Source organism: Cytobacillus sp. MT66 (assembly GCF_058792595.1).
The window spans coordinates 1-14545 of the sequence record NZ_JBXAFB010000030.1 but is presented as its reverse complement, the minus strand read 5'-3'; the positions used below and the strand labels follow the sequence as shown (position 1 = coordinate 14545).

The 14545-nt window shown below is 39.0% G+C and carries 14 protein-coding genes; 4 read left to right on the top strand and 10 right to left on the bottom strand.

Annotated features, from left to right (window positions below):
* Positions 1-139: 139 nt before the first annotated feature.
* Together AC1Q59_RS24345 and AC1Q59_RS24340 are read right to left on the bottom strand one after the other, a co-directional pair.
* Entirely contained in the window at positions 140-1534 is a 1395-nt protein-coding gene (locus AC1Q59_RS24345) for a hypothetical protein (RefSeq protein ID WP_492368459.1), read from the bottom strand.
* Between the two features lie 228 nt (positions 1535-1762).
* The gene (locus AC1Q59_RS24340; protein ID WP_492368458.1) at positions 1763-3628 is read right to left on the bottom strand and encodes a WG repeat-containing protein; all 1866 of its coding nucleotides are present in this window, start codon (positions 3626-3628) and stop codon (positions 1763-1765) included.
* A 300-nt stretch (positions 3629-3928) separates the two neighbouring features.
* Here AC1Q59_RS24340 and AC1Q59_RS24335 point away from each other — a divergent pair, with 300 nt between their 5' ends.
* A complete protein-coding gene (locus AC1Q59_RS24335; RefSeq protein WP_492368457.1) occupies positions 3929-4375 on the top strand; it encodes a carboxymuconolactone decarboxylase family protein in 447 nt (148 codons plus the stop codon).
* A gap of 253 nt (positions 4376-4628) precedes the next feature.
* On the opposite strand, the gene groL is transcribed toward AC1Q59_RS24335, so the two are convergent.
* Both groL and groES read right to left on the bottom strand, forming a co-directional pair.
* Positions 4629-6257 carry a chaperonin GroEL gene (gene groL / locus AC1Q59_RS24330; RefSeq protein WP_492368456.1) on the bottom strand — a complete coding sequence of 543 codons (1629 nt, stop codon included), beginning with the start codon at positions 6255-6257 and terminating at the stop codon, positions 4629-4631.
* Positions 6258-6349: 92 nt separating this feature from the next.
* Positions 6350-6634: a co-chaperone GroES gene (gene groES, locus AC1Q59_RS24325; RefSeq protein WP_492368455.1), complete on the bottom strand. Its 285-nt coding sequence runs from the start codon at positions 6632-6634 to the stop codon at positions 6350-6352.
* Between the two features lie 292 nt (positions 6635-6926).
* On the opposite strand from groES, the gene AC1Q59_RS24320 reads away from it, so the two are divergent.
* Both AC1Q59_RS24320 and AC1Q59_RS24315 read left to right on the top strand, forming a co-directional pair.
* Positions 6927-7655, top strand: a complete 729-nt coding sequence (locus AC1Q59_RS24320; RefSeq protein WP_492368454.1) for a CPBP family intramembrane glutamic endopeptidase — start codon at positions 6927-6929, stop codon at positions 7653-7655.
* Positions 7652-7855 carry a DUF4305 domain-containing protein gene (locus AC1Q59_RS24315; RefSeq protein WP_492368453.1) on the top strand — a complete coding sequence of 68 codons (204 nt, stop codon included), beginning with the start codon at positions 7652-7654 and terminating at the stop codon, positions 7853-7855. Before AC1Q59_RS24320 ends, AC1Q59_RS24315 begins: the two co-directional genes overlap by 4 nt.
* A gap of 25 nt (positions 7856-7880) precedes the next feature.
* Here the strand turns inward: AC1Q59_RS24315 and AC1Q59_RS24310 are convergent, their stop codons facing one another.
* Both AC1Q59_RS24310 and moaC read right to left on the bottom strand, forming a co-directional pair.
* Positions 7881-8534 carry a redox-sensing transcriptional repressor Rex gene (locus AC1Q59_RS24310; protein ID WP_492368452.1) on the bottom strand — a complete coding sequence of 218 codons (654 nt, stop codon included), beginning with the start codon at positions 8532-8534 and terminating at the stop codon, positions 7881-7883.
* A 32-nt stretch (positions 8535-8566) separates the two neighbouring features.
* Positions 8567-9055 carry a cyclic pyranopterin monophosphate synthase MoaC gene (moaC, locus tag AC1Q59_RS24305; protein ID WP_492368451.1) on the bottom strand — a complete coding sequence of 163 codons (489 nt, stop codon included), beginning with the start codon at positions 9053-9055 and terminating at the stop codon, positions 8567-8569.
* 182 nt (positions 9056-9237) lie between these two features.
* On the opposite strand from moaC, the gene AC1Q59_RS24300 reads away from it, so the two are divergent.
* Positions 9238-11160, top strand: coding sequence for an ABC-F family ATP-binding cassette domain-containing protein (locus AC1Q59_RS24300; RefSeq protein WP_492368450.1), 1923 nt, complete (start codon positions 9238-9240; stop codon positions 11158-11160).
* 433 nt (positions 11161-11593) lie between these two features.
* Here AC1Q59_RS24300 and tsaD read toward each other — a convergent pair whose 3' ends face one another.
* Genes tsaD through tsaE form a run of 4 tightly spaced genes read right to left on the bottom strand, consistent with a single transcriptional unit; the run spans position 11594 to position 14243 of the window.
* Complete coding sequence (gene tsaD, locus AC1Q59_RS24295) at positions 11594-12616, bottom strand: tRNA (adenosine(37)-N6)-threonylcarbamoyltransferase complex transferase subunit TsaD (protein ID WP_492368449.1); 1023 nt, start codon at positions 12614-12616, stop codon at positions 11594-11596.
* Positions 12616-13071 carry a ribosomal protein S18-alanine N-acetyltransferase gene (gene rimI, locus AC1Q59_RS24290; RefSeq protein ID WP_492368448.1) on the bottom strand — a complete coding sequence of 152 codons (456 nt, stop codon included), beginning with the start codon at positions 13069-13071 and terminating at the stop codon, positions 12616-12618. The genes tsaD and rimI overlap by 1 nt, the downstream gene beginning before the upstream one ends.
* A gap of 18 nt (positions 13072-13089) precedes the next feature.
* Positions 13090-13791, bottom strand: a complete 702-nt coding sequence (gene tsaB / locus AC1Q59_RS24285; RefSeq protein WP_492368447.1) for a tRNA (adenosine(37)-N6)-threonylcarbamoyltransferase complex dimerization subunit type 1 TsaB — start codon at positions 13789-13791, stop codon at positions 13090-13092.
* Positions 13788-14243, bottom strand: coding sequence for a tRNA (adenosine(37)-N6)-threonylcarbamoyltransferase complex ATPase subunit type 1 TsaE (gene tsaE, locus AC1Q59_RS24280; protein ID WP_492368460.1), 456 nt, complete (start codon positions 14241-14243; stop codon positions 13788-13790). Before tsaE ends, tsaB begins: the two co-directional genes overlap by 4 nt.
* Between the last annotated feature and the right edge of the window lie 302 nt (positions 14244-14545).

Here is a 14545-nt window from a genome sequence, read left to right as displayed (position 1 = left end):
TAAGATTGAGGTTCCCTGTCAGGTATCTCTATTTTACAACATGAAGTGTCTGGGGTCTTTTTTTGTTTCCGGAAGGAAAAGATTTTTCGACATTATTATCTATTACACCAGGCATTTTAGATAAAATACACGCTATATATTAAGCTCGTTTTTGAAGTTGAATACACAACTCGCGATAGGCATTTGATTCCTGAATCATTCCCTTTTCCTTAAATATTTTAGACAACCATTGTACAGGACTTGGATCATCAGGTTCTAACTCCATGTTCCAACTAAAGCATTCAATGGCTTTATCCAGCTGTCTAAATTCATAATACAACTTACCAAGTGTTTGCATTTCATCAAGATCATCACTAATCTGATGCATTGTATCTATCTTTTTAAATATCCGGGAATTCTCTTGATTTTCTATTAAAGGTTTTAGCCAATTTTCTATATAAGCTAAATCATATGTTTTTAGTAATAAAATGACGTATTTATTTAGAAACTTTTCTGCTTTCTCGGGGAACAAATGTATAACCTGTTTCAGCAATGTTTGAAGTGACTCTGGCTGTAACGAATAAGTTTCTAATTTCAAATGTTCCAACATGTCTCCAATGGCATGAACTTGGGAGTTACTTAGCTTAAGATGATGGTTATTGAACATGTTTAGGACTCCATCGATATTATTGCTTTGTATATATTTGTTTAATAATTCTTGTTGTACAGGAAGAAAGGAAGGGATTTGATAGGACAATTCCTCTAAAATATACACCGAATCATTTTCGTTTATATGGTGTTCAAGCAGTTTAATGAGAGTGCTGAAGCAGTCAACCGAAGGCGTTACCTTTAACTTATAAATAAACAAAGCGATTAAATCAAACCAACGAGACTCTTTTTGCAAAAGGGCTGTAAGCTGCAAAAAGCATTGGTCATTCTCTTTATGGGAGGATAGTGTTTTTTCAGCAAAAATCAAATCCTTCGCAAACAGCTTATCAGATTTATCATTATACAGATCGACAAATTTATTGAACATATTGTCATTGGCAAGCTTCTTTACTGAACTTTGGTTTGGTGCGAAATCCATTAAAATGCGGATAATCCGATAGCCTAAAAACATCTGTCCATTTCGGCGATATTCATAATAAATAGATATCATTTCATCTAAGAGTTGTTTTTTTGGAATGACTGATTCAAAAAAGGTTAGAATGAATGCCTTTTCTTGGGGAGTGTACAACTTATCTAGCTTTGTTAATAGTGGATTTAAACTAATAATGTGACAGGGATGATTCGAAGATAGCAATGAATTGATTAACGGATGAGGGGATTTAAAAACGATACCTTTTTTATATGCATGTTCAATGTAAGAATGGCGGCGGATTCTTATTGCCTTTTTCGCTGTAAGGAATCGGGATTTATAAAAGAACAAATAATAAATTTCTTGGTTCTCACTAATCGCTTCTATAATTTCTCCCTGTAAAAAGAATACAACATTTTCTGCTTGCAAACGGATCTCTTTTTGACGATCATACAGTAAAAACTGACCTTCCTTCATGTCAATACCCCCTAATATTTATACTATAACTATAACATAGGTAAGTTTAAAACTCATTCATCCAGCCGTTGCTTTGGCAGGATAGTCTTTTTCCATTTGTAAACCTGGTCCTTTGCAAACAGTGGTAAAAAACATGGCGAGGGTTGTAAATTAACATGACTTTAATCAAAGCGTAAATAAATGAGCCACAAGATCCTAATCTATAAGATTAGAATCTTGTGGTCTAGTTTAATGCGATTGTTTCTTTAGCTCTTCTATTAATGCATTTTTCACACCATCTAATGCATTGGAATTTGAATTAAATATGAACACTTGATACTCAAGATTACTAAGTTCATCATTAATTGCTGCCTCTTGTTCGGGCGTAAATCCTGCTTGATTATCTTGCATGATATCTATAATTTTTTCTATACTTTCTATAATAGGAGGAAGACCACTAACTAATTTTTGATGATAGTTTTGGTATGCTGTATCATCAGGAGCAGCAAGGCCTTCCAACTGTTCTTGCAGTTGTTTTAAATTTGTTAGTATTTCATAAATTCCATCTGTTCCTTGAGGAGCTTCGTTCAAAGCGAGGTCTATTTGATTGGAAAGCACTTCGACAAATCTCCAATACTCCTTTTTATGTTCAATCAATTCGTCTGTATTCTTCGTTACCTCTTGAATCTCTCTATCAGCCTGCTGTTTTTCAGTTGTTTGTTTGACTTCTTTGGTTTCGATATTTTCTATTTTCAATAAGTCTTCAAGGTCAACAATCGCTAATGTATCCACATTTAATAATGCTTCGTTCGGTTCTCCATCTTCAGCGTTTTCCCTGTATTCGATGCGCACTAAATTCTTGGAAGGTGTATTATCTCTTCCACCTTCATCGAATAAAACCGCTTCTGTATCCGTAATTTTCTGTGACTCATCTAGTAGTACATTGCCATGTATGTCCACCAATTTGAAGTACTCTTCACCTTTAACAAAATATTTATCGCCATATACAGCTCCAACCATGTCTGTTACACTGAACACCTTTTTACCTGTGAAATCATAAAAGTCACCGCTATAACTAGGTATCTCACTTTCTGCATCACTTGAAAGCTCCCCTGCAAATATGAGGTTCTCGGCTAATCCTATTGTGAATCCATCAGGTTGAAACAGGATATTTAAATCAGAATCTGCGATGGCGTAACCTTCTCCTCCTACGATATCGCCTGCCAATAAAAACAAGTTATTCTTAATTAATTCCTCACCGTTTTCAACTGTGAAATTCCCTGTCTTCTCAAAAGTTTGAATTGGAGAGCCATCCAGACTTTCAATACTAATAGCATTGTCTCCGTCTGTCTTGATTATTTTCTCATTCAAGACAATGAAATCACTGCCCCTTGTACTACGACTTTCTTCAGGATCTTCTTCATATACTTCTCTGTAGTTACCTTGCTTATCAAAGAAACCAAATGTTGTATATAGATAATCTCCTAAATAAGAGCCAAAAAAGCTTTCTCCATCATTTAAATCTAATTTATCTAGGCCCTCTTGGTCTAATTGGCCGACTTCCCTTCCGGCTGTGTCAATCACAATGGTTCGTGAATTACTTAAATCATCTCGATCTTCCTCAACAGTATTTACTACTGCTACCCCATTTGAAAACTTATTGGCATATCTGTAAACTGGCTTGATAACCCACTCGCCCTTTATATTTATGTAGCCGTACAATTTAGCATCAGGATCTTGTGCTAGTATCATTTCTCTTGTCTCGGGAATACTTGCTAAAGATAACCCGTCAATAAATTCCAAATCCCCGAATTTGTATTCATCTGTCGGTTCCATCAACCAGTTGAAGTTATCATCAATGGCAGCAACATACTCTGACCCATTCTTTTCAAGTGAAACAATATTAATATTTTCACCATAAGATAAGACAGTTTTTAGTTCATATCCTTGTTCTGCCAATGTCTTTGTTTCGGTTTGTGCAGTTTCGGTTTGCGCAGTTTCAGCCCTTGAAGATTCAGTAGTAGAATGACTTTCATTTTTATCCTCACACCCTGTTAATAACCCTCCAATAATCAATAGCACAGAAGCAGCGTACTTCCAATCATTAAAAATCATTGATGATCCTCCTTAATGTTTTTCTATTCCCACAAAAAAGCACGCTCCTAAACTCCCAAAAAGTCGGAAAACAGCTATTTCAAATAAAAAGAAAACAGTTCAATTTTACTACTGTATAGAAAAATTATCCATTAGTTTTTTTGAAAATAACGCCAATTATAAGGATTATTTCCTATGAACCTACTATTGGAATTCTTCCTTTTACTATACTTAATTATAATCCCGCTATATAATAAGAATGTATGTTCTTCTCATTGGATTAAGACACTTTTTAAAATATGGTTTTAGGAGGATATGAAAATGGAACAACGTATTAATTATTATGAAATCGCACCGGAAGCACTTAACATTATGTTGGAGATGGAGAAGTACACGAAAACGACAGCAATTGAACGAAAACTTCGTGAACTTATTAAAATTCGTGCTTCGCAAATTAACGGCTGTGCATATTGTTTGAATATGCATACGATAGATGCACGAAAAATGGGTGAAACGGAACAGCGAATATACTGTGTTAGCGCATGGAGGGAGTGCGATTTCTATACAGATGCTGAAAAAGTTGCTTTAGAGTTAGCCGAACATCTGACACTGGTTTCAGCTATGCGCGTACCTGATGATCTTTATAATCGAGTCCGTGAGCATTTTAGTGACAAAGAGTATGTAGATCTTGTTATTATGATCAATCAAATTAACAGCTGGAACCGCCTATCCATTTCAATGGGGAATTTTGCAACAATGGAAAAATGATACTTTTTGCCCTTTCCAACAAATCCTTATGGAGCAACCCTGAAATCTTATAGCATTGTCCCTGCTCCGAACAGATTACAATGTTTTACGGTGTATTTCGAACATTACCAAGAGCATAAAAAAAGAGGCTTCCCAAGAGTTTATACGACTCATGGAAAACCTCTATTTTTTTTGTTCCTGATGTTACCCTTTCGTTACCCTAATAAAGTAGCATCAGGAAGTTCCTTGATATATCAAGGGATTAATGGCGTTATTACATCATGCCGCCCATACCGCCCATGCCGCCCATGTCAGGCATTCCTGCACCTGGTGGCTCTGGCTTGTCAGCAATTACTGCTTCTGTTGTTAAGAACATAGCAGCTACAGATGCAGCGTTTTGAAGGGCTGAACGAGTAACCTTAGTTGGGTCAACGATACCAGCGTCAACCATGTTTACCCATTCGCCAGTTGCAGCATTGAAGCCTGTTCCAACTTCTTCACGCTTTAAGCGCTCAACGATAACAGATCCTTCAAGGCCAGCATTGTGAGCGATTTGACGCATCGGTTCTTCCATTGCGCGAAGAACAATGTTGATACCAGTAGCGATATCGCCTTCAGCTTGTAATTCAGCTACTTTGTTGTAAACGTTTAGAAGCGCTACGCCACCGCCGGAAACAATACCTTCTTCAACAGCAGCACGAGTTGCGTTTAAAGCATCCTCGATGCGAAGCTTGCGCTCTTTAAGTTCTGTTTCAGTAGCAGCACCAACTTTGATAACAGCTACACCGCCAGCTAATTTAGCAAGACGCTCTTGTAATTTTTCACGGTCAAATTCAGAAGTTGTTTCTTCCATTTGAACACGGATTTGGTTCACACGTGAAGCGATTTGTGCACTGTCTCCGGCACCTTCAACGATTGTTGTGTTTTCTTTTGAAACAACCACTTTAGAAGCACGTCCTAAAGCTTCGATTGTAGTAGATTTAAGATCGCGGCCTAATTCTTCAGTGATAACTTCACCGCCAGTTAGGATCGCGATATCTTCAAGCATTGCTTTACGGCGGTCACCGAATCCAGGAGCTTTTACAGCTACTGCATTAAATGTTCCGCGAAGCTTGTTAAGAACTAATGTAGCAAGTGCTTCGCCTTCTACATCTTCAGCAATTAGCAATAATGGCTTGCCTTGCTGTACCACTTGCTCAAGAACTGGAAGGATTTCTTGAATGCTGGCAATCTTCTTATCAGTGATTAAGATGTAAGGATTGTCTAGAACTGCTTCCATTTTATCAGAATCAGTTACCATGTATGGTGATGCATATCCGCGGTCGAACTGCATACCTTCAACCACATCAAGCTCTGTTGTGAATCCTTTAGATTCTTCAATTGTGATAACACCATCGTTGCCAACGCGCTCCATAGCTTCAGCGATTAATTGGCCAACTTCTTTGTCATCAGAAGAAATAGAAGCAACCTGTGCAATAGACTCTTTTCCTTCAATTGGCTTAGAGATAGCTTTTAATCCTTCAACAGCTGTTACAACAGCTTTTTCGATTCCTTTGCGGATACCCATTGGGTTCGCGCCAGCTGTTACGTTTTTAAGGCCTTCTCTGATCATGGCTTGAGCAAGAACAGTCGCCGTAGTTGTACCGTCACCAGCTACATCGTTTGTTTTGCTTGCAACTTCAGCTACTAGCTTTGCACCCATGTTTTCGAAAGCATCTTCTAATTCAATTTCTTTTGCGATGGTTACACCATCATTTGTAATAAGAGGTGAACCAAATTTTTTCTCAAGAACCACGTTGCGTCCTTTAGGTCCAAGAGTTACTTTTACTGCATCCGCTAGAGCATCAACACCGCGAAGCATCGCGCGGCGGGCATCTTCACTAAATTTAATGTCTTTAGCCATTTGTAAAAACCTCCTCAAAAATAGTAAGAAATTTATCTTCTAAATACATTCATCGCTATTTATTAACAGATAGGATATTAACTTGTAAGCTATTAGCCGACAATAGCAAGAATATCATTTTCACGCAGAATTAAATATTCTTTGCCTTCATACTTCACTTCAGTACCGGCATACTTTGAGAAGATAATACGATCGCCTTGGGCAACTTCAAGTGCAACACGTTCGCCATTATCAAGAACACGGCCAGTTCCTACAGCAACAACTCTGCCTTCTTGAGGCTTTTCCTTTGCAGTATCCGGCAACACAATACCGCTTGCAGTTTTTTCTTCTGTTTCAACAAGCTCGATAATAATTCGATCACCTAGTGGCTTTAACAAGTGAAACTACCTCCTCAATAAAATATGTAAATTTTATTTATTAGCACTCTCCTCTGATGAGTGCTAACACAATTATTATATTAATGAATTTCAAATCTATTTGCAAGAGAGAAGCTTTATTTTTTGCAAAAAAAATCATCATCATATAAGTTCTGATCACTGAACCTTAGCACCTCAAATAGTTTATCCTTATTCCTGCTGTTAAAAACACCTACAATTTGAAAAAAGCTCCTCTTTATTAGTAAAATGGAAAGGTATCATTATGAATCAGCAAATTTAAGGAGACAATAGATTGAAAAAGGAATATTGGTTCATTCTTATTGCTTATATTGTCATGCAATTCTCAAGCATTGCCGGTGTGCCCCTTGTTGTATTCGCGGCTTCTTTGTTTGGGAAGCCCCCCGAGGACATAGAGATATTTGCTGTAGCAGCCTGGATTATGATCAGCTTTACAATCACGCTTATCATCACCCTTGCGCTTTTGCGAAAAGAAATGAAAAATAATCCGATGAGGAGTGCATCCTCACCAATTACTGCTGCTGCATGGGCGATTGGCGGTGTCTTTCTCGCCTTATTTGCCCAGTCATTTGCCGCAAATATCGAAAGACTTATCGGAATAGAAATGGGCTCAGAAAATACGCAAAGCATTATGCGTCTGATAGAAGCTTTTCCATTTGTCATCCTGATAAGTTCCATTATTGGGCCAATTCTTGAGGAAATCGTTTTTCGAAAAATTATCTTTGGCGCCCTGCATCAGAGGCTTAATTTTATTTTATCGGCACTAATAAGTTCAGTTATTTTTGCATTGGCACATGCAGAGCCTGAACACGTCCTGTTATATTCAGCCATGGGCTTTACCTTTGCCTTTCTATATGTAAGAACAAAGCGGATTATCGTTCCGATCTTTGCCCATGTTTCGATGAATACCTTAGTCGCAATCCTGCAGCTTAATCAGGAAAGTATTGAAAATTGGCTGCAGCAAATGGAAAAAATGCAAGCCATTATTGGAGGTTTATTATGAGGGGGTCCTTGTTTTCTGGGATCGTTTACATTATTCTCGGAATTCTTTTCACATCCATTGCCATAGAAAATGTTCAAAGGGAACAAACATGGGGGATTTTCACTTACTTCCTCATTCTTATTGCAACCTTCGATTTAGGAAGCGGTCTGAGGATGATTGCTTTTCATTTTAAATTTAAGAAAGCACAGAACAAAAAATGAGCCACTTCAATTTTGGCTCATTTTTTTAATCCTCTTCCGTATCAATCGGATAATTCTTCAAGAAGTAGATGAGCGATTGCAGCTCTACAGCTAAGTCAATATGGTGAATTCTGATGGTTGAAGGAAGGTTTAATCTTGCTGGAGTAAAGTTCAAGATCCCTTTCACATCACTATGAACAAGCCGATCGGCAATGGCCTGCGCTGCAGGGGCCGGAACAGTCAAAATGGCGACCCGGATCTGCTGCTCTCTGAGAACTTTTTCGAGATTGTCCATATGAAAAACAGGAACCTCTCCAATCTTTGTGCCAATTTTGCCTGCATCCACATCAAAGGCTACTTCAATTTTCGTATTGTTATTTTTGAGAAAATTATAGTTGAGGAACGCGGTTCCTAAATTCCCTACCCCAATAAGGGCAACTTTTGTGAGCTCATCCTGATCCAGGGTTTTCCGAAAAAAGTTCAATAAATAATTGACATTATATCCATAGCCCTTTTTCCCTAAAGCCCCAAAATAGGAAAAGTCCCTTCGAATAGTTGCAGAATCCACTTTAACAGCTTCGCTTAACTCCGCAGATGAAACCCTTTGTTTGCCCGAGGAGTGTAAATTCTTTATAAATCTGTAGTATAAAGGGAGCCGTTTTGCAGTTGCCTGCGGTATTTTCATTGATTCATTCGGCATTGATGTCCCTCCCTTTCTTAAATAATAAAATGTTAAATGGATTCTCTTTTGAAATCTCCGTTTTTTCCGCCTGTTTTTTCTACTAAATAAGTTTCCCCTATTACCATTCCTTTATCGATAGCTTTGCACATATCATAGACTGTTAATGCGCAGACAGATGCAGCCGTTAGCGCTTCCATTTCAACACCGGTATTGCCCTTGGTTTTTACAGATGCATCGATTAATAATATGTACTGTTCTTTTTCCTCTTTCCATGCAAAGGATATATCCACTCCGGTTAAAGAAATTGGATGGCACATCGGGACAATATCCCATGTTTTTTTGGCTGCCATGATTCCAGCTACCTGTGCAACGGCCAGGACATCGCCTTTTTTCATTTTATTAGCAGTTATTTTTTCATATATTTCATTGCTAACTGTAATGCTTGATCGTGCAATTGCTGTCCGGGCTGTCTCAGGCTTATCGCTTACATCTACCATTTTCGCCCTGCCCTCTTGATTAAAATGAGTGAAATCTGCCATTTTAAATAAACACCTCACATTCAAATCATACACTATTTTTTTTAAGCTGTGTATTTCTTGTGGTAATTTTCACAATTTTCCGCACCCAGTTTTCAAGATACGAATGTCTTTAACTATGCTTCCTTTGTTGCCCGCCTAATTCGAATAGGTTACACTATTTCTAGAGTATAGAGGTGAAAGAAATGATTCTACTGCAGGTTAATCAGCTAGAAAAAAACTTTGGTGCTGATACCATTTTATCGAATATAAAGCTTGAAGTACAAACTAGAGACCGGATTGCCTTAGTCGGGCGAAATGGGGCTGGCAAATCCACGCTGCTAAAAATAATTGCCGGTCAAATGTCCTATGATTCCGGAGATATTATTAAGCCGAAAGGGATTGAAATCGGCTATCTTGCCCAAAACACCGGTCTAGAATCCGACCGGTCTATATGGGATGAAATGCTGACTGTATTTGAGGATTTGCAAAAGCAGGAAAAGGATTTACGCCGCCTGGAGGAAAAAATGGCGGATCCCGATCTTATTGCCAATCCCGATGAGTATGAACGTATTTTAAAAGAATATGATCTGCTACAGGTTCAATTTAAGGAGCAAGGCGGCTATCAGTATGAATCGGATATCCGCTCCGTTCTTCACGGGTTAAACTTTCATTCCTTCAGCTACGAAACAAAGATTTCCACGTTAAGCGGGGGCCAAAAAACAAGGCTCGCTTTAGGAAAGCTATTATTGACCAAACCCGATATTTTAATCCTGGACGAGCCGACGAACCATCTAGATATTGAAACACTGTCATGGCTTGAGCAATACTTGCAGAGTTATGATGGAGCCATTTTAATCGTTTCTCACGACCGGTATTTTCTTGATAAAGTAGTTACCTTAGTTTATGAATTATCGAGAAAACAAACCCGAAAGTACACAGGGAACTATAGCTCTTACCTTGACCAAAAAGCAGCTAATTTTGAAAGGGAAATGAAGCTGTTTGAAAAACAGCAGGAAGAAGTTGCGAAGCTGCAGGATTTTATTCAGCGAAATCTGGCTCGTGCCTCCACCACCAAAAGGGCACAAAGCCGCAGAAAACAGCTAGATCGCATGGAGCTGATGGATCGTCCTTTAGGGGATGAAAAGTCTGCCTCCTTTGGCTTTGATATAGAAAGGCAATCAGGCAATGAGGTATTAAAAGCTGATTCCATATCAGTCGGATATAAGGATGCAGAAATTTCAAAGGGGATTTCATTCCGGATCACGCGAGGCGAAAGCATTGCCCTGGTAGGACCAAATGGAATCGGAAAGTCTACTCTTTTAAAAACCATTGTTGAAAAGCAGCCCGCCTTATCGGGAAACTTTCAAAAGGGCTCTAATGTCATGATTGGCTACTATGATCAGGAACAGGCGGATCTGTCATCTAATAAACGAGTATTAAATGAACTTTGGGATGACTTCCCTCTGAAACCTGAAAAAGAAATCCGCACCATTCTTGGGAACTTTCTATTCTCAGGCGACGATGTTTTAAAGATTGTCAACACTTTGAGCGGCGGCGAAAAAGCTCGGCTTGCTCTCGCTAAACTTATGATGCAAAAAGCTAATTTCTTAATTCTTGATGAGCCAACCAACCATCTTGATCTAGACAGCAAGGAAATATTGGAGAATGCTCTAATCGATTATCCTGGCACGATTTTCTTTGTCTCCCATGACCGGTATTTTATCAACAGGATCGCCACAAAGGTATTTGAACTTAGTAAAGATGGAATAACTGAATATCTTGGGGATTATGATTACTATATTGAGAAAAAACGGGAACAGGAAGAAATAGAGGCCATTGAATCCTCCGAAAGCCCACAGCCTGCTGCTGCTGCAAAAGAAAAGCCGAATTATCAGCAGGATAAAGAAGCCAAGCGGGCCCAAAGACAGCGGCAGAGAAGATTGGAAGAAGTCGAAAGGCAAATTGAGGAAGCGGAGAATGCAATCTCTGAATACGAGCAGCTGCTTTGTGAGCCAGATGTCTACCAAGACCATGAGAAAGTCTTGGACATTACACAGAAAAACAACGAATGCAAGGCAACGCTTGAAAAATTAATGGAAGAATGGACCGAGCTTGCTGACGAATAAGATTTTTTATGACTTTATGCGATAGTCCCTTTGCAGATGATGGCATTGAAGGACATTTATTTTGCAAAATCGGTGGAGTTTGTCCTTCATTGCCCTGATGAAGGACTTTTCTTTTGAAAAATCGGCAGAGTTTGTCCTTCATTGCCCTAATGAAGGACTTTTCTTTTGAAAAATTGGCGGAGCTTGTCCATCATAAACTCCTGCAAGAACACCTTCCTAAAAATTCAGTTAATTTGTCCTATCCGCTTCAACAAAATTAGGGTATTTATTCACAGTAATATTCACAGCCTACATATTGAAATAAAAGCTTTACACAGACTTTTCCACATTATCCACAGAAATAGTTGGAGTTATCCACAAAATCCACATGAAATCTTGAATTAATCAACATATACACAAAAAAGCCCTCATCTTTTGATGAGGGCTAATAAATTTAATTGTGGATAGTGATGTCAAGTCCAGGATTAGCATTCAACATCATGTTAGATCTAACCCCTTTTTCGAATAAAATGCTTCCTGCTGCAGCGATCATGGCAGCATTATCTGTGCATAATGACAGCGGAGGAATGGCCAGCTTTACTTCTGGCAGATCAGTAAAGGCCTCTGTCAGTGCCTGGCGCAATCCTTTATTAGCTGCAACTCCGCCAGCAAGCAAGACCTGCTTCACCTTAAACTCCTTTACAGCATTAAGAGTTTTAGTAACTAAAACATCAATCACACTTTCCTGAAAGCTTGCAGCTAAATCTTCAGGCTTAATCGATTCTCCTCTTTGCTCTGCATTGTGGACAGTGTTAATAACTGCTGATTTTAAACCACTAAAGCTAAAGTCATATGACCCTTCTTCCAGCCATGCTCTAGGCAATGAGATTGCTGGCTCCCCTTCATGTGCTAATCGGTCGATATGCGGACCTCCAGGATACGGCAAGTCAAGTGTTCTAGCCACCTTATCATAGGCCTCGCCAGCAGCGTCATCTCTGGTTTCACCAATTACTTCAAAATGTCCATGTTCTTTCATATATACAAGCTCCGTATGGCCTCCAGATACCACTAAGGAGAGAAGTGGAAACTCCATTTCGGAAATAAGTCTGTTCGCATAGATATGTCCAGCAATATGGTGCACATTTACAAGCGGAATGCTATGCGCAAAAGCAAGAGCCTTTGCCGCATTTACGCCAACAAGAAGCGCTCCGACAAGACCCGGTCCTTCTGTTACACAAATAGCACTTAAATCCCCTACATTTATATTCGCTTGCTTCAAGGCTTCTTCAATGACAATCGTTATTTGTTCAACATGATGGCGAGACGCAATCTCCGGAACGACTCCGCCAAATCTTTTATGACTCTCTATTTGAGAGGCAACTACATTAGATACAATTTCTTTTCCATTTTTGACCACAGCTGCGGCTGTTTCATCACAGCTTGTCTCGATTCCAAGTATCCATTGGTCCTTTTCCATTACAAATTCACCCACATAACTATTGCATCTTCTTGATTATCTGTATAGTAATTCTTTCTGATCGCTCCATTTTGAAATCCGAGCTTACGGTATAGGGATTGCGCTACATAATTGGATAAACGTACTTCTAGGGTCATTGTTTTGGCTCCCTTTTCTCGTGCAACGTCCATAACCTTCCGCATGATGGCTTCCCCAAGCTTTCTGCCGCGATATTCAGGAAGAACAGCCACATTTGTAATATGCGCTTCATCAACAATAATCCAAACTCCGCAATATCCGATAATCTTTCCTTCAACTTCATCTTCTAAGCCAACATATAAGGCATACTGATTTTTTGTTAATTCATTATAAAAAGCTTCCTTGCTCCAAGGTAGTGTAAATGATTGGTGTTCAATATTTAAAATTCCATCAATATCATTTACATTAAGCAAGCGAAAGGTTAAAGATGTATTCATTTGAATTCTTCCTTATCATTAATTTCCCTTTTTATTGGCCTTTAGCCAATTTGTTTCCGCTTCTGCCAAACGAATATAATTTGGAACAAAAGAATGAACGTCTTCGCATTCCTTATCCCTGCCCAACAAAGCAAGCTCTGCTGCCCGGGGATTTTGCTCTGTGATCTCAGCAAAGCAGGCCTGATCGCCTAAAGTATCTATTATGGTATCTTTATGAAGGGGAAGATCATTGCCTACGAAAAGAACCTTTTCATTTAGCTTCTTTAGTTCTGCTGCCCAATCTTTTGATAAAAGCAGCTGATCTTCTTTTCTAGTATAGATCTTTCCATCCTCAAACTGATAAAGCCCTGTATAAATTTGGCCGCGCCGTGCATCAAATAATGGGGAAATAACACCATTAAAATAGCGTCCTGCACTTGCTGCAGAAACTTCTAAGCTTGATACCGCAGACAAAGGTATTTTTAATGTCCATGCTAATGTTTTGGCAATCGTGACACCAATTCTAACACCTGTATAGGACCCCGGCCCTTTGGCCACAACTATTTTTGATAATTCAGCTGGTTTTACGTCACAGTCATTCAATAGATTTTCAATAGCAGGCATCACCCTGACAGAATGATTCTTTTTTAAATTGGTCATATACTCGCCTACTACTTGATCCTGACTGATTAAGGCAATTCCTAGAGTGTAGTTAGATGTGTCAATAGCAAGAACCTTCATGAAAAAATCTCCTTACATAAATCCTCGTATCTTTTGCCTTTTGGCGTTAATACAATTTTTCTTGTTTCGTTTCCCTCATGATATAAATAGATAGTTAAGAGTTCATCAGGAAGCTGATCTTCGATTAAATGGGCCCATTCAATAACAGTGACCCCATTGCCATCAAAATACTCATCGAACCCAAGGTCTTCAAAGGAATCCTCCACACGATAAACATCCATGTGATATAAAGGGATTCTCCCTTGGTATTCTTTTATAATAGTAAACGTAGGGCTATTAACGTTTCTAGCCACGCCTAAACCTCTTGCTAGCCCTTTTGTAAATGTCGTTTTGCCAGCACCAAGGTCACCCTCCAATGCCAGAACATCCCCAGAGCTGAGCATACTCGCCAGGCGCTCCGAAAAGTTCATTGTCTTCTCGGGGGTGTTTGAAATAAACTCGTATGTATGCAAATTCATAATATAACTCACCTTTGTCGTTTAGAAGCAAGAGACCTGGTCCCCTGTTTCCATTCTATTGAACCGTAAGCTTTATTAACATTATGGCCTATGAATGAAATCCTAATATAGATAAAGAGAATTTCTCCATATAAAAAAAATACCACAGCTTTACAGACTGTGGCAGGCTTTTTATGGATAATTATAAAACAAATAAATGTTTCATTGGATTTTTAGGCTAATGGCGGTCCGGACGGGACTCGAACCCGCGACCTCCTGCGTGACAGGCAGGCATTCTAACCAGCTGAACTACCGGA